Here is a 19,403-nt window from a genome sequence, read left to right on the forward strand (position 1 = left end):
TAGCCGACCTTTGCGCTGCTTCAGGAACTGCTCCTAGCGCTTCGTGCCAACGACCCTGATGGCTTCAATGCTTGGTTGTCACTTGGCATCGAACGGCTTGGAAAGTCTGCTGTCATTGAACTGCTGGTGGAGTGGATGGACCCGATCTTCACGACAGACGACGCGGACAGGCTGGTCGGTTGGCACCTGGGAGTGTCCCTCTAGACACGCGCTGGTCTGCACTCAGCTAATTCTCAGACAACTCTGAGTCAACTCAAATTGTATTGAATCAATGAACAAGAGATGGTGTGTCTGCCAGATGGTCGGGGAGCCTGAAGCCGTTTAGCGGGGCTGAAAGCTCTACAAAACCCTTCGTGGAAAAGCAGGGGGCGCTATGTGTCGCCGACGATCTCCCGACAAAACATTCACCCCGTCTAATTGGCGGGGTTTTTTGTGGCTCCCTCAATTTGAGGAGGCTGATTCATCCCAATGCCATTCAGCAGCCTTTGTGTAAGGCCCAGCGACCATGATCGGTAGAAATAATTCCATTGCGATAAGTGCGAAAATAACAGGTATTAAATTTACGCCCCACCCCAGGATGAAAAGCGAGGAAAGGACGGGTGGTGCGAGAGAATCTGGTGTGATTGAGCTGATCAAATAGTCGAGAGAAGCATCGAGAACTGCCATTAATGACGCAATAAACATCAGGCTTGATGCCCGGTAGTATCGACTTGCCGGTGCGAATTTCTTGAGAGATATGTAGATCCGTGAAATGTTTAATTGATGGCTTGCCAAGATGAATAAAATGGCAAAAATTGAAATATTAGAGAGTTGCTTGGTTTCAATAACCTCATGGGCTTCGATGAACAGGTAGCCAGCACCCACAAACCAAAACACGATTCGTAGAAAGAATTGACTGAATTTGGTAAAATGGATTGTTGATAAGTGAAACTAGAGTAATCTTTTTCTTTCGACTCCACCACGAGTGTGTGTGGTAGTGCTTTTATAGGCCAGTTTTTTATTCAGCCCTTCCCGGGAGTTGGGGAGTGGGATTCATGTTTTGGGGCCTCCTAAGACATCATCTACTTCGGGGAGCGTCAGAGGCCACTCATCCGCCTTGGCAGGGTGGATTGGGGAGTGGTTCAGAACGGGAGACATTTCAATTGAGGAACTTGCCAGTCATCACTCGTCCCGACAGCAATGGCGGGGTTTTTTATGACCTGCTTCTGCGTGTGGCCAAGATCACAGCTGCGGATGACTGCGATCATCACTTGGGTCGTTGATTGCGGAGATGGTGTGTGCATCGAAAGGTCTCAAGCAATGAACGATTTCTTCAGGGGGTTAGGCAGTGTTTGTCTCGGTTCACGTGCTGGTGCTGGTGCTGGTGCTGGTGCTGGTCTGGGTGCGGCGTCGTTTTTCGCCATCGAAGCGGTTTTGCCGAAACAGGCCGACGCGGCACCTGCGCACACCGTTACCAAAGCCCTCAAGCATGAGACGAAGCTCAGTGCCAGGCAGACCATCCTTGAGGCGAACCGCCACTTGATCGCCAATGGCTGGCGTCCCGCGCCGGAAAAAACTCCAACACCGGAGGAACGGCGCTTGTCCTCTATTGCGCTCGAAAGCCTTTCGGTCTGCTCCAGCACGGGCGTTGGCTTCTGCCGCTTTGATTACCGCCGAGATCTGCAGCGGTTGTCGGTGCTAACGGTTCCCAGTGAGCCGGGCCGTCCGTCCGTTGGTCGCGTTGACCGTTGTGGTGAACAAGGATTCAACGGCTGCTCCCGTCAGCAATGGGGGGATTTTAATTGTCAAATATGCCATTGGCTAGTATCTCTGAGAGTTAGGTTTTGGAAATTATAGAAGATCAACTAATCAAGCAATTAGCGAGTCATAGGCTCTACATTTAATCAGTCTTGGAACTCGTTTTTTTGTAATGATTGCGAATGACGACGGGACGCTCGCCAGATTGAATAAGCACCAGTTCGATAGAACCATCATTTAATAGTTTGCCAGTATAATTTCCTGACTCATCAAATTCTGCCATGCCAATTTGGCAGCTGTAGGGATCGATAACGCCGATTATTTTTTCGGAATCAGACCTAGTGATTTGTCCGTCTTTCGTGTGACCGGAATGAATAGTAGACTCCCAAGAGCGCTCGCCTGTGATCACTCCATCGGTATCGACTTCAATCATAAGTTTAGAAGTGCCTTGGTGCTTGCCGTTGCTATTTATTCCTATATTTTCAGAGGAATATGAGCCTGAAAGCGTTGTTAAGTCTGATAGAGGTTTGCAGGGTGCATCTCGAGCGACTCTGTCTTTATTGGTAGAGCAGCCACTAGCGACGGTTGCGGCGCAAGCAATGAAGCACAATATTTTGAAATGCAACACTGTTTATTGTCAATTTTAAATTATATACTAAAGCTGTGGCAATAATTCGCGGGTTCATGGTCTGTGGCACTTTGAGGATTGGCTATAGATTCAGCTGCCTTGGTGTTGTCGGATGAATTAGTGAATCGAACCACTCGACACTTTCGTAGAAATGGGATGGAAACAAGACTCATTCGTCTATCTGTAGTCCATTTTCTCGTTATTCCTATTGCATCACTTTCAGAAATACGTGTAACGCCAGCTGCTTGCAATTTCATGTCGGTAAGCCCGAATGCCAGTTAGCAGAAAGCTATACAAGATCCGCAACGGAAAGCAGGAGGAGTTGATTGTCGCTGTCCATCTATCAACAAATTATTTGTGCTGTCAGCAATGGCTTGGTTTTGTATTGGCAGCGGGTAATGCTTTCAGCAGATGCACTTAACCATTGCCCCTCGACACTCAGATGACCCTTGCGCTGATTCAGGACCTGCTCTAAGCGACCGCTTCGTGCCAACGCCCCTAATGACTTCAAGGCTTGACTGAATCTAGGAATTGAACGCCTTGGAAAGCCTCCTGCCATTGAGCTGATGGTGGACTGGATCAACCTAATCTTCGCGACAGACGAAGCGAACAGTCTGGTTGGTCGGCACCTAGGGGTAAGCCTCTAACCCCAGTTATTGCAATGTTTTTGCACCCAAGTGACCAAGATCACAAGCTGCTTTGACGCAGGTCATCAAGTTGACCCGTCATTCCGGAGATGGTGTGTCCATCGAAGGGAACAATCCCAACGACACGAACCACACCGCCTCTCAATCCATGGACTTCAAACTTTCTGAAAAATTCAGCCACTTCTCAAACCCTAGTGAAAAGGAAACTGTTGAATATTTCGAAGTCAAAACAAAGTATCAAGAGCTTTTCGAGGCTGTCAGTGAAATTGTAATGAAAAGCATTGGAACTGAAGACGATGATCATATGGGAGCCGCCGATACTTTTAACGGCAATCTCTGGGGACTCGGCGGCAATGACATCCTCACGGGGGACAGCCGCAACAACATCATTTATGGAGGAAAAGAACAGGACGGAAGAGATGGGGAATACATAACAGATACGAATGGGTATTCAGACAACGACACGATTCACGGAGGAGGAGGAAACGACAGACTCTATGGACAGTCAGGTAATGACTGGCTGACTGCCGGGGCAGGCGATGACTACTTATATGGAGGTGACGATAATGATGTACTCATCGGGAATGGAGACGGTCAGAATATTTTCAATGGGGGACGCGGAGTTGATTCGATTTACCTGGCCAATCATGACAATCATGCACCAGATGAGATCTGGGATTTCGTAGATGAAGGTGATCGCATCTTCCTCAGCGAGGATTTCATGGCGCAAACAGGTGGAATTACCATCGTGGAAACAACACTCTGGAATGGCAATGCTCAACTTCCTCATCGAGAAGCTCGTAATTTTGGCGATTTTTACCAATCAACGCAGATCAAAAATGCCGAAGGGGAGATCTTATTTTTAGTCGAAGGTCCAACGCTGGATGGAATCACGATTGGTTGGAATGCCAGCGGCCTGGAGGTGATTGACACGAATGGAGATTGGGACGGAGCAAAGTTCAGGTTTATGGAACAACTGACTGGCACATCCCAGTGGCTTCAGGAAAACTTCAACTAATCCCAGAAAATAAAATCCGCCATCCCGCTCCCGTCAGCAATGGCGGGGGTTGTTACTGCTCTCCCAGTTGAGGGATGTGCACCCCAATCGACGCGGTGCAAAATCGCCCCCCGCAAACCAAGCTCACAGCTGAACATCAAACCCAAATGGCTTTATCGGAACAGCAGAGGAAAAAGGTGCACGAAAGGGGCATGAGCTCAAGGCTGAGAGAGAGGCGCGGGAAGCGGAATAGAAACCCCGCAGAACGGAAGAGAGAAGAGCAGCCTGCAGAGCAGAAGATCTTTTGCTGACAAAGGAGGCCGAGTGACAATCAACCCTGAACTACGGCAAAAGGCTTGGAGACTTACAAGGCTTGGCTGCAATATTCCACTGGAAAGGAGTCACAGGCTTATGGAACCTGTTTGAAAGAGCGGGGTTCGTTCGACCTGTAGGGGGACGAGACTTCGAAAGCTTTAGGAAGATCGCCGTCGAACGCGGGATTTGCAAGCCAAGCCCGATCAGGCTCCTGTTACTCCTCTTTGGGCCCCGCAAGGGTCCGCGTGGCGGTTGCTATAGAACCCTGTGCAGCAGCAGAACTGGGCCTCCTTATCGGCCGTTACATCTGAGGACGGCCGCAGACGTCCAAAATGGATTCCTTATCACTACCGATCGGCACGCCCCCGCGCTCAACTTTTCAAACAGTCATGCTGCACCTCGTGTTTTGTGACGGGCGTAGGCACGTCGCATCCGTTGGAGAGTGCAGAACAGCAAAGCTGAAACTGGCTATGGCAGCAGGCATCAGCATCACAAGCGATGCATAATTACGGAATTAAGTGTTGTCTCATGTTGTGTCGTCACTCCTTGGGGTTGTTGGGCTTCGCCATTGGTTTTGCTTCTCTGCCTGCCTTTGCTGAAGAAGATAAAAGTGTCAAGTTCCCCTATCTGTATTTAACGGGTGCAGCTGGAGCTAATAATCCAACGACCCGAACTAATACAGGAGAAGCAGGAACTTTTGAGGAATATACTAGTCCTGGTGCGTCTGCAGAGTTAGGATTAGGAGTGAATTTTGATGGTTTGAGAATCGAGGCGACTTATGCTCTCGATGCAAGCCAATTGAGTGGATACACAAACGTCAGAGGTATTGATTTTGACTATATTTCAGGCGGAGAAGTTCGAAAGCAATCAGCTTTCTTGAGCGGATACTGGGATATTTTTAGAAGGAAGAGCTGGACTCCATACCTCGGAGCAGGAATAGGGTATTCAAATTTGGATGTACGAGGTTTTTCTGATCCAGGTCTCTCTTATGAAGCATTCAATCGTTCCCTATGGGGGTATCAATTTAAAGCTGGCATTTCTGCAGATGTTTCAGCAAGTTCAAAGATTTTCGCTGAGGGTATTTACAGAGGAACATCGCGTTTTGACACTAATGACGGATTTAATGATTGGAATAATGCTTCTTGGAGTAGCTGGGGAGCTCAACTCGGGATACGAGTAGGGCTTTAAGTTTCGCTTTTGGGTTGATTCATCGCTAATCGTAAAAGTTTAAGTATTTATTTTGTTAAAAAGTTTGAGGTCATTAATTTTTTTCGAATTAAAGTCGCGCTCCTATCGCCAGGGTGAGCCTATCGGGCAAGATGAAGAGTGCAGACTGTAGAGCTTGGCATTTGTTTGTCATTGATGAGCCTGACCAAAGCACAAGAGTGCAATAGTATTCATGCCTTGCCAGAGATTCTTGTGAACAAGTTAAATCAGATGAAGCTGTTGCACTCAATGACTGCCGCTATTGTCGTTGCTTCTTTAATGACTTTCAGCTCTTCAGAGGCTTATGGGGATGATAAAGTTTCTGAACAACCCCATTTAACATTGGGAACTTGGAATTGCATCTTTAAATCAGGGGGGAAAGCAATTCCAACAGATAAGTTCTAATATAGTTTTCACCAAATGGCTCGCTGAAATCTGATCTGCAAGTGAGGAACAGTCGAGTGGTGACCAAAGGTGTATGGATGATCGATAAAGCAGAACAATTGGTTTTCCCCGGTCAGAAAAGTATCACCACAGTTAACTTGAAAACTGGAACAACTAAATCTCAGCGGACGGGAAAGAGAACGTCCTTTGATATAAAGACGTTGTCGAGTAAAAGACTGCTCTTTTTTGGTAAAGGTGGAAAAATTGCGAGCTGCAAAAGGTAATGTTCTCTCGACAGGAAGCTTGTTGCTAAAGCTGACACTTCCTGACAATTGACGATTAAAGTTCTCTTGTTATGGGGTAACAGGTTAGCGAGCCCCGCCCCTGCTGATCTCTCCGTAATTTCTTACAAGCAATAGCGGTTTCAAATTAATTCCAATGCTCTTTTTGTTAGGCCTCTGCGCCACCGAGAGTGATCGTTCTAGGCATGACAGGATTGCTTTGAGCTATTCTCTTTCTCGCCACAAATAGAATTGAGTTTTTCTGCTTAAATCTTTAACAGCCTCTATTTTGACATGTTGATTGCGCCTCCGATTACTCCTAAACGTACTGCTCTATTCGGTGAATGAGCTAAAGAATTTGATAGTTGACTTATAAAAGAACGTCATCCTGAGTCAGCCTCAAATCTTTGTACCGAGGTGTCAGGCATGCTGATTCCAGCGAAATTCTTGTGATTCACCAAGCTCCTAAAGGGCCCTTGAGTCCTTTATGGGAAAGTATTCGGAATGGCTCGCCAGTCATGCTACGGATGTCTCATCTGCACAATTCGGTGCGTGGTTTGACGCTTGGTGAACAGTACATTTCAGTAAGTCAGAGCGGCCTGCTGTGTATTTCAATGCTTTTTTTAGTCCGCTTGCTCCTCATTCAGGATCATCTCAGTCTTGATGTACATCTCGTTGATTGCTTTGCTTTTGACTGTATGTCTTGGCTTCTGCATCGACTCTTTCTCTTGAGGATCACGCAAATCGGTGTCCTTGTTAAATATATGAACAACTGATTTAAGAGGTCTCTTGATGACGCGATTTCAGTGCTCCATGCGCAAAGCGTTCGACCTTTCAGCCCTCGGTTACGCGATGCTCTCCTGCCTAGTCGATCGTTTTTCTCCTCATCGCATTCTGTCGATGGTTTCAATCTTTTAGATTTTTGATTAATTCAGTGGTGTTGATATGGAAGGCTTTCATCCAAATGTTGATGACGAGATCAGTCTATTGATTGGTCGGCGCTACCATCGAGTTCACAACTACTGAGTGGTACAGTTGTGCGTTTAGTCATAACCTTATCTTGCATAATGTTCAGAAGTAACTAATAATTGCTGATCTACCAGTCGGTTTTTCTGAGTTGTTTAACGTACATCATTTCTAGGTTTTTTAGTGGTTCTGCTGTGAGTTGCTTAGACTTCTTCCCGGACAATGATTTCGGCGCGATAGCCCAAAGGGCAATATCACCTTGTTGGATTTCTCCTCCTAAGCGATCTTCTTGAAACTCTAAAACGTAGTAAGGCGCTGGCTTTCGTTCGGGATGGTTGATCCAAAGAAATCCATCTTTAAACGCATATGTTTGATAGTTAGGGGATGGAAGAGATGCATTTTGCTTTAGATCATTCAAGTCAAGGTTTTCGCCACTGCTGATCATATGCTTGAAATTTCTATCTTCTGTAAAGGTGAAGGCTTGTAAGTCTGAAAACCAAAAGCTATTTTTAGGGATTTTGCTGGTATAAGTCTCAGATGATTTCATCACCCAGGTTCCTTGAAGTGGGCGTTCGCTAATAATTCTGCAGGGGAGATTTTTTTCTTTTGGGCAAATTTTTTGTGGTAACATGCCTGTTCCCTGATTGCTCCAGGCTATTGCTATTCCTAGAGTCCCAGTGATCAGGGCTGCAACTGGGACATTCATCTCGTCTCGTCCAGATCTATTGATCAGCTTATGATTAAGGTTTAGGTATTGGAACTGATTTCACTGATTTAAGGGTAAACTCTCATCTATCCCTAATCGACTCGTGGTCTCCTTTACCAGCTTTTTGATGGTATTGTTTTGGGTCTTATTTAGATTGGGGGAGGTTGATATCTTGCTGAATTGCGATGGGGCGGCCAATGTCTGATGAACATCCTGTGGCTAATGCAGTTTCCGCTTGTATCGATGCGGCTTTCATCGGCCTCCACCGATGAATGCAAAAGATACTGTTGCTGCTTATTTTGTCGTTGTTCTGCTTGGGAGACTGACCTTGTGCAGGGTCTCGTTGAGAGGCCTCCATTGCACGAGGTGGTTCGGATCGATCTGATGGGTGTCCAGGCAAGACCAGATATCTGTTCCTGAGAGGGTCGCCTTGGCCCAGTGATCACCTTCGCTTTTCATTTGCTTGCTATTGTCATCTTTCCAGTTGCTCCACTCGATTGTTGGATAGTGGTCAACAAACTGATTGAGAATGACGATTGAAAACTCCATGGTGTCTTTTAGATATAGCTACGCTAATCGTAAGGGGTCGTGAGTCTTGATTGGGTTTAAAGGTCCTCTGGTCGCTGGGTCCGTACGCTTCGTGTTGTGGCGCATAGGGATCAATCGCGGAATAAGTGCTTCTATCAATGATCTTCCAAAGTTTTATGGAAACCACCGTTGGGGCTTTGAACCTCAGTGTTCCATTTGCTAAGTGGGCTGTGATCTGCGACAGCGATGATGTTGCCAAGATGCACGCCGCTGCGGGTTTGAAATCACTTTTTCGCAGTGTTAGCAAAGACAATCCATGCAAAGTTTTCGCGGTTCAGTAGGGCCCTGTGGAAGTGGCGCACAAGATCTTTGAAGACAATATGGAGATGATCCTCGGCGCTAGCCACGTTATCGAAAGCACGGTGACTCGTTCCTATCTTGATGTTTGATCAGCGGTTCAATTGCTATTGACATTGATTCTTTTATTGAGAGATGTAATCTAGAGGGTCGTCAAAGGTTCCCTCCCCGCAGGGTGTTTGCGAACGTCCTCCCGGTAGATATTGTTGTTCGATCTTTCCGTCTTGGTACTCCTGGCACAGTTCTGCAGGGGTCTGACTGTCGACCCAGCCTTGGTAATCGCTTGCGAACAGAAGCTGTGCGATTAATAGCGAATGGATCATGGGTTAACCCGCCTTCCTCTGGTTTGGCTCTGAAGCTTGTGGACGGCTTCACGCTGATGTATTCATTCTTTGAGGTTAATCAGCTTGCTTTCTGCGCTCCAGTGCGGGTAAGCGCCCATTGGTTTCGGTCGTCCTCTCGAGGCGTTCCAATCCGGTCAGGTGAGCGGCGATCCACCATGAATCCTTGCTTTGTATGGTTTGTTTCGAGCTAACTCCCGCTTGCGCTGGTTCACCCTGGTGGCTTGGCGCCTCCTCGTGGCAATGGGTGTTGGCGTCAAAGTCGTCGGTTCATCCGAAGGCGCAAGAGCTCTTTGAATTGGTGGTTGGGTTGGAGGCAAAGTTCTGGTGCTCGTCCGGACTGTATGGAAATCTGAGTGGTGTCTTAAACAATTAGATCGATTGGATCCCGCTCCAAAGTGCAGCCTCGAGGTCCACAAGATGACAAACACTCGCCATTCGCATTTTGGGCCGTTGGATGCGGATGATCTGCATCACGAATCGGATCAGTGTTCCTCGCTCCATGGTTGATTGCAATGACGACTGCACGATGAACGGGTCTTCCTATCGCCACCGTTTGGTTGATCTCTGCATTGATGTCTGCGAGGACTTGATCCGTTTCACCGTTTTGATTCGTTCCAGTCAGCGCTAGCTGGAGGAGCCCATGCGGATCGTCTCTATCATCGAAAGACGATTAAGCTCATGATTCAACTGTTGAGACGTTGATCAGCTTCACGCAGAGCTGCCAGGCGGGTGTCCACGAGAGATGGAATCCCGAACATTTCTAGACGGCGTTTTACCTTGCCTGCCGCACCGGCCACGAGCACTTGTCGATCGTGCTGCGCAGCCTCCTGCACCATGCGTTCGATCGCCAGGCTGGCCGTCACTCCCAGATGTGGAACGTCAGTAATGTCCAGCAGCAGAATTGTGTATTGCCGCACCAACATCATCCGTTCACTGATGCCTTTGGCTGCACCGAAACTGAGTGGCCCTTGCATCCTGAACAACATGAGCTGGTCTCCGCAGCGTTCCAGCAGGGTCTGTTCCTCCTCATCCAGAGGAGCTGCATCCACGTTCATGGTGCCGAGCTGATGGTCGGTGAGTGATTCGATCGTGAGCAGGTTTGCTACGAACATGCCGACCAGCACCGCACCGATCAGGTCCCAGAACACCGTCATCAGCAGAACGCCCCACATCACCAGAGCTGTTTTGAAGGAGAGACGGTGCGCGCGGCGTAGGAAGCCCCAATCGATGATGTCGAATCCCACCTTGATCAAGATTGCAGCCAGTAGAGCGGTGGGGATTCCTTCTGCCAGGGGACCGGCTCCCAGCAGCAGTAGCAGGAGCACAACCGAATGGGTCATCCCTGAGAGGGGTGTGCGACCACCGGACTTGATATTGATCACCGTGCGCATCGTGGCCCCCGCTCCAGGAAGACCGCTGAGAAGACCCGCCACGCTGTTGGCGATGCCCTGGCCTACCAGTTCTCGATCGGAGCGATGGCGTGTGTAGCTGATGTTGTCGGCGACCAGTGAGGTGAGCAGGGAATCGATCGCACCGAGGACGGCCAGCACCACCCCGGCTCTCATCAGCACAGGCAGGTGGTCCCGCCAGTTGGGAACCATGAAGGTGAGCCCCCCTTCTGGAATGCTGCCGATGCGCGTCAACTGGTCTGGAAAGAGCCACAAAGACAGGGGTGTGATCACAACGAGCGCCAGCAGAGGCGAAGGAACCACCTTGCTGATCAAACGTGGAGTACCGAAGACCACCAGCAAGGTGGCGGCACTAACCAAAAGCGCCGACGGCTCAGGCCTGAAATCGGCCACCACCATCTGAAGAGACTGAATCGCACCACCGCGACTGTTGATTCCCAGCAGCGGACCGATTTGTAGGCACAGGATAATCATCCCGATGCCAGACATGAAACCCGAGACCACGGAATAGGGCACGAGGGTGATGTAACGACCGAGTCGCAGCACGCCCAGCAGGATCTGAATGAGTCCACCGATCACCACGGCAGCCATCACCAACGGCAGCAGCTCTCCGCCATTGAGTTCCCGGCTGACGCCAACGGTTGCGAGGCTGCCTACAACCCCTGCCACTGTGACGCTCATCGGCCCTGTTGGTCCGCTCACCTGTGCAGGGGTTCCCCCGAATAGGGCTGCAAGAAAGCCCGTCACGATGGCTCCGTAAAGACCGTAAATCGCACCACCCGGACCGAGGGCTGCATTGCCGAAGGCCAATGCCAGAGGTAGTGCCACGACCGCAGCAGTGAGACCGCCCGAGAGGTCTCCGCGCCAATGCTTCCAGCTAAAGCCGTGGATGAGAGCGTGCCGGCGTTTGTTCATCGCCTCAGGGTGTCGTGCTCATCCCTGTCCATACCTGAAGTTCCTCGAGCGACTGGACACCCTCGCGGCGTTCACCAGTCGGAAGAATCCAAGTTGGATAGGCTCGAATTCGAGCGTTTTTACAGGCAGCGGCCTGAATCGGAAGCTCTTTGGGTTTGCCGCATTCCACGTACGGAAGGTTGCTGACCGCGTCGCCGAACAGCCGCCCCTGAGCCTGGCAGGCTGGACAACGCCAGGAGCCGTAGTACAGAACCTGCGTTTTGCTGAGGTGGTCGGCAAGGACGGCCGGGTCGGGGGCTGAACGGACCAACCCTGCACCCAAAAGGCCGATGTTGGCACTGGAGATGATGCCGAGAAATAAGAATCTGATCATTTCGAGAATGTACGTGCGCTCAGGCGTACGGGCATCCGGCCTGACCTAACGGTGCCGAACCCCGGATGGAACTGGGAGACTCAGTGGCAGTGGAGTCCTTGGGACTGAAGGATCATCATGGCCGGCAGTGGGTACCGCGATTACTTCAAGGTGCTCGGGGTGGATCGTGGCGCTGATGCTGATGCCATTAAGCGGGCGTTTCGAAAACTGGCGCGCCAGTACCACCCGGATGTGAATCCGGGTGACAAGACGGCTGAAGCCAAGTTCAAGGAAGTGAGCGAGGCCTATGAGGTCTTGTCGGATCCTGAGAAGCGCAAGAGGTACGAGCAATTTGGGCAGTACTGGAATCAGGCCGGCAGTGGCGGTGCCGGGATGGGTGATGTTGATTTCGGCCGCTACGGCAATTTCGACGATTTCATCAATGACCTTCTTGGTCGATTCGGCGGACAAGGCGGTGGTGGTTTCGGCGGTGCACCGGGTGGTTTCTCGGGCGGTGGATTTCCTGGTGGTGGATTTCCTGGCGGTTTTGCTGGGGGCGGCTTTCCTCGAGGAGCTTCACGCCCTCCGGTGAATCTCGATGCTGAAGCCACGGTGAAAGTGAGTTTCGCCGAGGCTTTCCGTGGTGGTGAGCGCATGCTTTCCGTGAATGATGAACGGGTACAGGTGCGCATCCCTGCGGGAGTGAAGAACGGTTCCCGCCTCCGTCTCAAGGGCAAGGGCAACCTTCAGCCAGGAACCGGGCGTCGCGGCGATCTCTATCTGAACCTTGAGGTTCAGGCTCACCCCGTGTGGCGCTTCGACGGTGATCAGCTGCGTGCTGATCTTCCTGTGGCTCTCGATGAGTTGGCGCTCGGAGGCATCGTTACCGTGATAACACCGGACGGCGAAGCCGAAGTCTCGATCCCCGCGGGCACCAGCCCAGGCCGCAGTCTGCGGCTGAAGGGCAAGGGTTGGCCGCTGAAAACCGGCCGGGGAGACCTCCTTTTCACCCTCAGCCTGCAGTGGCCTTCCCAGTGGTCTGAGACGCAGCGCTCTCTGCTTGAGCGATTGCGTGAGGAACGCGGCGATGATCCGCGCCGCGATTGGATTCAAACCGCCCGGCTCTGAAGACCTGTCAGGCTTGCCGCCTACGATCACGTCCTCGATTTGTCCTGCTGATGGACCTCACTTACCGCCCACGTCGCCTGCGTCGTACTGCGTCTCTGCGGGCCATGGTGCGCGAAACCAATCTGTCGCCTGCTGATTTCATTTACCCGCTGTTCGTGCACGAAGGTGCGGAGGTGGAGCCAATTGGGGCCATGCCTGGGGCCAATCGCTGGAGCTTGCAGCAGCTCACCTCTGAGGTGAGGCGCGCCTGGGAGCTTGGAATCCGCTGCATCGTTCTGTTTCCGAAGGTCTCTGAGGGACTCAAAACCGAAGATGGTGCCGAATGCTTCAACGAGAACGGATTGATTCCGCGTGCCATTCGCCAGCTCAAGCAAGAGCTCCCGGAAATGGCGATCATGACGGACGTGGCCCTCGACCCCTACTCCTGCGACGGCCATGACGGCATCGTCAGCGAACAGGGTGTGGTTCTGAACGATGAAACGATCGAGTTGCTTTGCAAACAGGCCGTTGCCCAGGCCAGAGCCGGTGCTGACTTGATCGGACCCAGCGACATGATGGATGGCCGGGTCGGGGCGATCCGCGAAGCCCTCGATGACGAAGGTTTCGAGCATGTGGGCATCATCAGCTACACAGCCAAATACTCATCGGCGTATTACGGGCCCTTCCGCGAAGCTCTTGATTCCGCGCCCCGGGCTGCTGGAAGCAAGCCAATTCCTGGTAACAAGGACACCTATCAAATGGATCCGGCCAATGCCCGTGAGGCCATCACCGAGGCCCAGCTCGATGAACAGGAAGGGGCTGACATCATGATGGTGAAGCCCGGTCTCGCTTACCTCGACATCATTCATCGCTTGCGGGAAGAGTCGGAGTTGCCCATCGCGGCTTACAACGTCAGTGGTGAGTACTCCATGGTGAAGGCGGCCGCCGAGCGTGGCTGGATCAACGAGAAGGCCTTGGTGCTGGAGACTCTGCTCAGCTTCAAGCGTGCCGGTGCGGATCTGATCCTCACGTATCACGCTTGTGATGCCGCTGAATGGTTGAAGCAGGGTTAGCAGAAGCGAGCTAATCAGGAGTCAGTGCTCGTCGCTTTATGGCTTCAGGTCGTCCGATGCGTTTCTGGAGCCCTCTCCCTTTCGTCTGTGCATCCGTGGCCTTCATTCTCGCTGGGCATCTGCTGACCAGCGGTGATCGTCAGGATCGCTCTGAGGGATTTCTACTGCTGGGAAGTGGACTCATCTGCTTCTCGATTGGATGTGTCTGCCGCACGTCATGGGGAATTTCCTTTGCCCATGGCGCCCGTCCAGAGTCTCTAGCGCACGAGCGGAGCCCCGAATCCCTCTCGCCGGACGTCGGGCACCATTCAGAATGATTTTTATTCGAGAACCAGTCCATGCCTGTGGTGGAGCGCTTGGGGCACGTCGCCATCCGCGTTGAGGATATGGAAAGGGCTGTGGCTTTTTATTCTCAGCTGGGGATGGAGATGGTCTGGAAAGCAGACGACTGGTGTTACCTGGAAGCCGTCAAGTCACGTGATGGCCTGGCTCTGTTGGGACCGAATTACAAAGCCGCAGGCCCCCACTTTGCCTTCCACTTCCGTGACCGTTCTGAAGTGGATGTGGTGCATGATCAACTAAAGGCTTCGGGTGTCGCTGTTGGAGCCGTCCATGATCATCGCGACGGCACAGCCTCCTTCTATCTGCGTGACCCTGACGGCAATTGGCTCGAAATGCTCTATGAGCCTCCAGGTGGCATTCCTTCCAATCAATCAGGAGTGACGACAGCTGATTGATGTCTGCTCTTCAGGAAACCCTGGAGCTGCTGGAGTGGCCGCGGCTCTGTGACCATCTCGCCAGTTTCGCCAGCACCGTGCAGGGACGTCGTCACTGCAAAATCGATGCCCTCCCGGCCTCGCTCCAAGACAGCCTCGCCCTTCAGGCCCAGACCCAGGAGATGGGCTCTCTGGACGGTGTTCTCGAGGGTGGGCTGAGTTTCCAAGGTGTGAGTGATCTCGCTCGCACCCTGTTGCGCTGCAGTAAAGGGGGGACGGCTTCGGGTGAGGAGCTTTTAGATGTGGCCAACACCCTGGCCGCTGCCCGTCGCTTGCGTCGCCAGATCGATGAACCGGAGCTGCGCCCGGTGTGCACAACACTCCTCAGGGATGTGGCGACCTTCCCCGATCTCGAGCAGCGCTTGAAATTCGCCATTGAAGAGGGGGGACGGGTTGCTGACCGAGCCAGCCCTGGGCTTGATGGTCTGAGGCGGCAGTGGCAGGAGCTGCGGGCCAGACGCCGGGACAGGTTGCAGGACGTGATCAGGCGTTGGGCCGCCCATCTCCAAGACACCGTGATTGCCGAGCGCCACGGCCGGCCCGTGCTGGCGGTGAAAGCCGGTGCCGGTGGACAGTGCCCGGGAATGGTGCACGACAGCTCCGCATCCGGCAGCACGATGTTCGTGGAACCCAAATCGGTGATCGATCTGGGGAACAAGCTCGCTGATGTGGATGGCCGGATCCGTGAGGAGGAACAGCGGGTGCTCGCGGAGCTCAGTGCAGCTGTCGCTGAGCAGGTTGAGGGACTCCAGCATCTGATGCAGGTGCTGCTCAAATTGGATTTGGCTTTGGCCCGTGGCCGCTATGGGCAGTGGCTCGGTGCGGTTCCTCCCCGTTTGGAGTCCGCTGTTGATGCTCCATTCGAGCTGAGAACCTTGCGCCATCCGCTGCTCGTCTGGCAGGAGCGCAACGAGCAGGGGCCAACCGTTGTGCCCGTCAGTGTTGAGGTGTCGTCTTCTCTGCGTGTGGTGGCGATTACCGGGCCAAACACCGGTGGGAAAACAGTCACCCTCAAGAGCATCGGTTTGGCAGCTTTGATGGCGCGGGCAGGACTGTGGGTGCCGTGCAGTGGCAGCCCCACCCTTCCCTGGTGTGCCCAGGTGCTAGCTGATATCGGCGATGAGCAATCGCTGCAGCAGAGCTTGTCCACCTTCAGCGGTCATGTGAAACGGATCGGTCGCATCCTGGAGGCGATTCGTTCCGGGCCGGCTCCTGCTTTGGTGCTGCTGGATGAGGTCGGTGCCGGTACCGATCCCAGTGAAGGCACGGCTCTGGCAACAGCACTGTTGCGCACCCTGGCCGATCGTGCACGGCTCACTGTGGCGACCACCCATTTCGGCGAGCTCAAGGCTCTCAAGTACAGCGATGCGCGCTTTGAGAATGCGTCGGTTGCCTTCGACAGCGAGACGCTGTCGCCGACTTATCACCTGCTCTGGGGGATTCCAGGTCGTAGCAATGCGCTGGCGATCGCCACCCGGCTAGGCCTTGAAGGCAGTGTGATCGATGAAGCACGCGCCCTGCTTGCTCCTGTCGGAGATGGTGAGGTGAACACCGTGATTCGCGGCCTTGAAGAACAGCGCATGCGCCAACAGGCCGCAGCGGAAGATGCAGCGGCGCTCCTCGCAAGGACCGAACTGCTGCATGAAGAACTCCTGCAGCGTTGGGAGAAGCAGAAACAGCATTCCGCTGAACGGCAGGAACAGGGACGGCAACGCCTGGAGACCTCGATCCGTGCCGGCCAGAAAGAAGTGCGCCAACTGATCCGACGTCTCCGTGATGATGGGGCCGATGGCGAAACAGCAAGACAAGCGGGGCAGCGGCTGCGCAAACTCGAGGATCGCCACCGTCCTGAGCCGGAACGTCGCCGGCATCAAGGCTGGCGACCGCAAGTGGGAGAACGCATCCGCTTGCTGGCCCTCGGCAAGGCCGCTGAGGTTCTGAAAGTGTCTGACGATGGTCTGCAGCTTCAGGTGCGCTGCGGAGTGATGCGCAGCACCGTTGAACTGTCGGCTGTCGAAAGCCTGGACGGACGCAAGCCTGACCCCCCAGCCGCTCCAGTGGTGCAGGTGCGGGTGAAGGCTCGGCGGGGGAGCGGCAGTGCCGAGGTGCGGACATCAAGAAACACCGTGGATGTGCGCGGAATGCGCGTTCATGAAGCCGAGTCGACCGTTGAAGAGGTGCTGCGCGGGGCCAGTGGTCCTGTGTGGGTGATTCACGGCATCGGCACCGGACGGCTCAAGCGTGGCCTCAGGGACTGGTTTCAGTCCCTGCCGTATGTGGAACGGGTTGTGGATGCTGAACAGGGAGACGGGGGAGCCGGCTGCAGTGTGGTGTGGGTGCGATGAGGATCTTCTCGAGCGCCAGTCAGCCCAGGTTGGGCAGAAGCGGCTCGTTTTCACTTGATCGGGGGGGGAGAGGCCTGGCAATGGCCTCTCCCAGGCGATCAAAGAGTCGCCAGCCTGTGGGCTCGGCCTCAAGATGAACTCTGGATCCCGGTGTGGCGTCCAGGTCAGGATCGGCCCGAACCTGAATCAAATGTCCGCCATCCAGCAGCCGGCAGGTGATCAGTTGTTCGTTGCCTAGCACTTCACTGTGACTGACATCAGCTGGGAGGTTGCGGTTGGTGGCAGGTGCAATCCGAAGTTGTTCCGGGCGGATTCCGCCGTTTAACGATTGCCCCTCCAAAGCGGGCAGCGCATCGGCGAGGACGCCTTCGACCGGCAGACGTCGCTCACCGAGAAGCAATGTCCCCGCTGAGGCCACCGTTACGGGAAGCACATTCATCGGCGGGCTTCCGATGAACTGGGCGACAAACAGATTTGAGGGCCAGCGGTAGAGCTCCATCGGTGTGCCCAGCTGCTGCAACCGGCCCTGATTCAGCACCGCGATCCGGTGCCCCATGGTCATCGCTTCCACCTGATCATGGGTCACGTACAGCGTGGTGGTGCCCAGCTGTCGCTGCAGATCAACGATGCGCGTTCGGGTGCTTCCGCGCAACTTGGCATCCAGATTGCTCAGAGGCTCATCCATCAAGAAGACGTCCGGTTGCCGTGCCATGGCCCGTCCCAGCGCCACCCGTTGTTTCTGGCCCCCAGAGAGCTCCTTCGGGCGCCGGTCTAGAAGCTGATCAAGTTCGAGGGCCTCGGCGACCTCATTCACCCGGATTTCCAGGCGCGCTTCCCGGGGAGAACTCAGCGAGAGAGGCTGAGGAAAGCGTCGGGTGGTGCGATGCAGCTGGTCTTGGATCTGCTGCAGAACGGTGCGTTGACGACTGCGCCTCAATCCAAACCCCAGGTTGTCCCGCACGCTGAGGTGGGGATAGAGCGCGTAGCTCTGAAACACCATGGCCACATTGCGTTGGGCCGGACGCAGGCGACTGACGGGATGGTCTCCAATGAAGATTTCTCCTGAACTCGGGGTTTCCAGGCCCGCCATCAGGCGTAGGAGTGTGCTTTTCCCGCAGCCTGATGGGCCGACCAGCACCAGAAATTCCCCGTCTTCAATCGTCAGAGAGAGCTCACGGATCACCTCGACCGGATCGGACCCTCCCCGGGGTGGATAGCTCTTGCTGAGCGCCTTAAAGCAAACGCCTGCCAAGCCCAATCTCCGGCACTGCACGATCCTAGGGTTGGTGGTTGAACCCATCGAGGGGTTTCGTGCAGTTCATCGATCAGGCACGCATCACCGTGCGGGGGGGGCGCGGTGGCGACGGCATCGTGGCCTTCCGAAGGGAGAAGTATGTCCCTGCCGGGGGGCCTTCGGGCGGAGATGGTGGGCATGGCGCCGATGTGGTGCTGGAAGCAGACGCCAACCTCCAAACTCTTCTGGATTTCAAATACAAGCGTCTGTTCGCGGCCATCGACGGTCGTCGCGGTGGTCCCAACCGCTGCACCGGTGCTTCCGGACAACCTCTTGTCATCAAGGTGCCTTGTGGAACCGAGGTGCGTCATCTCAAAACGGGAATCTTGTTGGGTGATCTCACGAACCCAAGGGAGAGGCTCACGGTGGCCTTCGGCGGTCGAGGCGGTCTTGGGAATGCGCACTACCTCAGCAACCGCAATCGCGCTCCCGAGAAGTGCACCGAAGGCAGGGACGGCGAGGAGTGGCCGCTGCAGCTCGAGCTCAAACTGCTGGCTGAGGTGGGAATCATCGGACTACCCAATGCTGGCAAAAGCACTCTGATTAGTGTTCTCTCTGCAGCCCGCCCCAAAATTGCCGACTACCCCTTCACCACCCTGGTGCCGAATCTCGGAGTGGTGCGCAGGCCCTCGGGCGACGGCACTGTATTTGCAGACATTCCAGGATTGATTGCTGGAGCCGCTCAAGGCGCTGGCCTGGGCCATGACTTTCTGCGGCACATCGAGCGCACCCGCCTACTGATTCATCTGGTGGATGGAGGAGCCGAAGATCCCCTTGGTGATCTGCGAGTGGTGGAAAAGGAGCTCGAGGCCTATGGACATGGGCTGGTCAGCCGTCCGCGCTTGCTGGTGGTGAACAAACTCGAACTTCTCGATGAGCAGGGGAGAGACGATCTGCTGGAACGGCTAGACGCGTTGAGTGGGCGTCGTCCTCTGCTGATTTCCGCTGTGATGGGTAAGGGGCTCGATGCTTTGTTGGATCAGGTTTGGCAGCAGCTTGGTGTGTGACAGCTTCCGGTTTGCCCCTGTGTGGAGGG

General features: G+C 53.8%; 19 protein-coding genes. 13 read left to right on the top strand and 6 right to left on the bottom strand.

Annotation, left to right across the window (positions count from 1 at the left end):
* Nucleotides 1–75 precede the first annotated feature (75 nt).
* Complete coding sequence (locus tag ACLM45_RS11745; protein ID WP_415409447.1) at nucleotides 76–204, top strand: hypothetical protein; 129 nt, start codon at nucleotides 76–78, stop codon at nucleotides 202–204.
* A 237-nt stretch (nucleotides 205–441) separates the two neighbouring features.
* Here ACLM45_RS11745 and ACLM45_RS11750 read toward each other — a convergent pair whose 3' ends face one another.
* The gene (locus tag ACLM45_RS11750; RefSeq protein WP_415409448.1) at nucleotides 442–864 is read right to left on the bottom strand and encodes a hypothetical protein; all 423 of its coding nucleotides are present in this window, start codon (nucleotides 862–864) and stop codon (nucleotides 442–444) included.
* Between the two features lie 435 nt (nucleotides 865–1,299).
* On the opposite strand from ACLM45_RS11750, the gene ACLM45_RS11755 reads away from it, so the two are divergent.
* A complete protein-coding gene (locus tag ACLM45_RS11755; protein WP_415409450.1) occupies nucleotides 1,300–1,836 on the top strand; it encodes a hypothetical protein in 537 nt (178 codons plus the stop codon).
* Nucleotides 1,837–1,879: 43 nt separating this feature from the next.
* Here ACLM45_RS11755 and ACLM45_RS11760 read toward each other — a convergent pair whose 3' ends face one another.
* Nucleotides 1,880–2,170, bottom strand: a complete 291-nt coding sequence (locus tag ACLM45_RS11760; protein WP_415409451.1) for a hypothetical protein — start codon at nucleotides 2,168–2,170, stop codon at nucleotides 1,880–1,882.
* A 912-nt stretch (nucleotides 2,171–3,082) separates the two neighbouring features.
* Between ACLM45_RS11760 and ACLM45_RS11765 the strand changes: the two genes are divergently transcribed.
* From ACLM45_RS11765 to ACLM45_RS11780, 4 genes are all read left to right on the top strand, one after another.
* Nucleotides 3,083–4,030, top strand: a complete 948-nt coding sequence (locus tag ACLM45_RS11765; RefSeq protein WP_415409452.1) for a calcium-binding protein — start codon at nucleotides 3,083–3,085, stop codon at nucleotides 4,028–4,030.
* A gap of 849 nt (nucleotides 4,031–4,879) precedes the next feature.
* Nucleotides 4,880–5,512 carry an outer membrane protein gene (locus tag ACLM45_RS11770; RefSeq protein ID WP_415409453.1) on the top strand — a complete coding sequence of 211 codons (633 nt, stop codon included), beginning with the start codon at nucleotides 4,880–4,882 and terminating at the stop codon, nucleotides 5,510–5,512.
* A gap of 174 nt (nucleotides 5,513–5,686) precedes the next feature.
* Nucleotides 5,687–5,935, top strand: a complete 249-nt coding sequence (locus ACLM45_RS11775; RefSeq protein WP_415409455.1) for a hypothetical protein — start codon at nucleotides 5,687–5,689, stop codon at nucleotides 5,933–5,935.
* 667 nt (nucleotides 5,936–6,602) lie between these two features.
* Nucleotides 6,603–6,971: a DUF3764 family protein gene (locus ACLM45_RS11780; protein ID WP_415409457.1), complete on the top strand. Its 369-nt coding sequence runs from the start codon at nucleotides 6,603–6,605 to the stop codon at nucleotides 6,969–6,971.
* Nucleotides 6,972–7,291: 320 nt separating this feature from the next.
* Here the strand turns inward: ACLM45_RS11780 and ACLM45_RS11785 are convergent, their stop codons facing one another.
* Nucleotides 7,292–7,867 carry a hypothetical protein gene (locus tag ACLM45_RS11785; protein ID WP_415409458.1) on the bottom strand — a complete coding sequence of 192 codons (576 nt, stop codon included), beginning with the start codon at nucleotides 7,865–7,867 and terminating at the stop codon, nucleotides 7,292–7,294.
* Between the two features lie 704 nt (nucleotides 7,868–8,571).
* Here ACLM45_RS11785 and ACLM45_RS11790 point away from each other — a divergent pair.
* On the top strand, nucleotides 8,572–8,736 hold the full coding sequence (locus tag ACLM45_RS11790; protein WP_415409459.1) for a DUF3764 family protein: 165 nt from the start codon (nucleotides 8,572–8,574) through the stop codon (nucleotides 8,734–8,736).
* Nucleotides 8,737–9,779: 1,043 nt separating this feature from the next.
* On the opposite strand, the gene ACLM45_RS11795 is transcribed toward ACLM45_RS11790, so the two are convergent.
* Nucleotides 9,780–11,420 (bottom strand): SulP family inorganic anion transporter, encoded by a 1,641-nt coding sequence (locus tag ACLM45_RS11795; RefSeq protein ID WP_415409460.1) that lies wholly within the window; start codon nucleotides 11,418–11,420, stop codon nucleotides 9,780–9,782.
* A 4-nt stretch (nucleotides 11,421–11,424) separates the two neighbouring features.
* Nucleotides 11,425–11,793 carry a hypothetical protein gene (locus tag ACLM45_RS11800; protein WP_415409462.1) on the bottom strand — a complete coding sequence of 123 codons (369 nt, stop codon included), beginning with the start codon at nucleotides 11,791–11,793 and terminating at the stop codon, nucleotides 11,425–11,427.
* Between the two features lie 117 nt (nucleotides 11,794–11,910).
* Here ACLM45_RS11800 and ACLM45_RS11805 point away from each other — a divergent pair, with 117 nt between their 5' ends.
* Genes ACLM45_RS11805 through ACLM45_RS11825 form a run of 5 tightly spaced genes read left to right on the top strand, consistent with a single transcriptional unit; the run spans nucleotide 11,911 to nucleotide 17,073 of the window.
* Complete coding sequence (locus ACLM45_RS11805) at nucleotides 11,911–12,900, top strand: DnaJ C-terminal domain-containing protein (RefSeq protein ID WP_415409463.1); 990 nt, start codon at nucleotides 11,911–11,913, stop codon at nucleotides 12,898–12,900.
* Nucleotides 12,901–12,950: 50 nt separating this feature from the next.
* Nucleotides 12,951–13,952, top strand: coding sequence for a porphobilinogen synthase (hemB, locus tag ACLM45_RS11810; protein WP_006043203.1), 1,002 nt, complete (start codon nucleotides 12,951–12,953; stop codon nucleotides 13,950–13,952).
* 56 nt (nucleotides 13,953–14,008) lie between these two features.
* Complete coding sequence (locus ACLM45_RS11815; protein ID WP_415409465.1) at nucleotides 14,009–14,269, top strand: hypothetical protein; 261 nt, start codon at nucleotides 14,009–14,011, stop codon at nucleotides 14,267–14,269.
* 21 nt (nucleotides 14,270–14,290) lie between these two features.
* Nucleotides 14,291–14,689, top strand: coding sequence for a VOC family protein (locus ACLM45_RS11820; protein WP_006043205.1), 399 nt, complete (start codon nucleotides 14,291–14,293; stop codon nucleotides 14,687–14,689).
* The gene (locus tag ACLM45_RS11825) at nucleotides 14,689–17,073 is read left to right on the top strand and encodes an endonuclease MutS2 (RefSeq protein WP_415409467.1); all 2,385 of its coding nucleotides are present in this window, start codon (nucleotides 14,689–14,691) and stop codon (nucleotides 17,071–17,073) included. The genes ACLM45_RS11820 and ACLM45_RS11825 overlap by 1 nt, the downstream gene beginning before the upstream one ends.
* A 19-nt stretch (nucleotides 17,074–17,092) precedes the next feature.
* Here ACLM45_RS11825 and ACLM45_RS11830 read toward each other — a convergent pair whose 3' ends face one another.
* Complete coding sequence (locus ACLM45_RS11830; protein WP_415409469.1) at nucleotides 17,093–18,325, bottom strand: ABC transporter ATP-binding protein; 1,233 nt, start codon at nucleotides 18,323–18,325, stop codon at nucleotides 17,093–17,095.
* Nucleotides 18,326–18,384: 59 nt separating this feature from the next.
* On the opposite strand from ACLM45_RS11830, the gene obgE reads away from it, so the two are divergent.
* Nucleotides 18,385–19,374 carry a GTPase ObgE gene (gene obgE / locus ACLM45_RS11835; RefSeq protein ID WP_415409471.1) on the top strand — a complete coding sequence of 330 codons (990 nt, stop codon included), beginning with the start codon at nucleotides 18,385–18,387 and terminating at the stop codon, nucleotides 19,372–19,374.
* Nucleotides 19,375–19,403 lie beyond the last annotated feature (29 nt).

Source organism: Synechococcus sp. A10-1-5-9, from assembly GCF_047716785.1.
GTDB lineage: Bacteria > Cyanobacteriota > Cyanobacteriia > PCC-6307 > Cyanobiaceae > Synechococcus_C.

Coding starts and splice junctions, on each gene's coding strand:
- ACLM45_RS11775 (WP_415409455.1), top strand. CDS start 5,687: ATGAGCCTGACCAAAGCACAAGAGTGCAATAGTATTCATGCCTTGCCA.
- ACLM45_RS11790 (WP_415409459.1), top strand. CDS start 8,572: ATGGAAACCACCGTTGGGGCTTTGAACCTCAGTGTTCCATTTGCTAAG.
- ACLM45_RS11800 (WP_415409462.1), bottom strand. CDS start 11,793: ATGATCAGATTCTTATTTCTCGGCATCATCTCCAGTGCCAACATCGGC.
- ACLM45_RS11785 (WP_415409458.1), bottom strand. CDS start 7,867: ATGAATGTCCCAGTTGCAGCCCTGATCACTGGGACTCTAGGAATAGCA.
- ACLM45_RS11805 (WP_415409463.1), top strand. CDS start 11,911: ATGGCCGGCAGTGGGTACCGCGATTACTTCAAGGTGCTCGGGGTGGAT.
- ACLM45_RS11760 (WP_415409451.1), bottom strand. CDS start 2,170: ATGATTGAAGTCGATACCGATGGAGTGATCACAGGCGAGCGCTCTTGG.
- ACLM45_RS11820 (WP_006043205.1), top strand. CDS start 14,291: ATGCCTGTGGTGGAGCGCTTGGGGCACGTCGCCATCCGCGTTGAGGAT.
- ACLM45_RS11795 (WP_415409460.1), bottom strand. CDS start 11,420: ATGAACAAACGCCGGCACGCTCTCATCCACGGCTTTAGCTGGAAGCAT.
- hemB (WP_006043203.1), top strand. CDS start 12,951: ATGGACCTCACTTACCGCCCACGTCGCCTGCGTCGTACTGCGTCTCTG.
- ACLM45_RS11825 (WP_415409467.1), top strand. CDS start 14,689: ATGTCTGCTCTTCAGGAAACCCTGGAGCTGCTGGAGTGGCCGCGGCTC.
- ACLM45_RS11755 (WP_415409450.1), top strand. CDS start 1,300: ATGAACGATTTCTTCAGGGGGTTAGGCAGTGTTTGTCTCGGTTCACGT.
- ACLM45_RS11815 (WP_415409465.1), top strand. CDS start 14,009: ATGCGTTTCTGGAGCCCTCTCCCTTTCGTCTGTGCATCCGTGGCCTTC.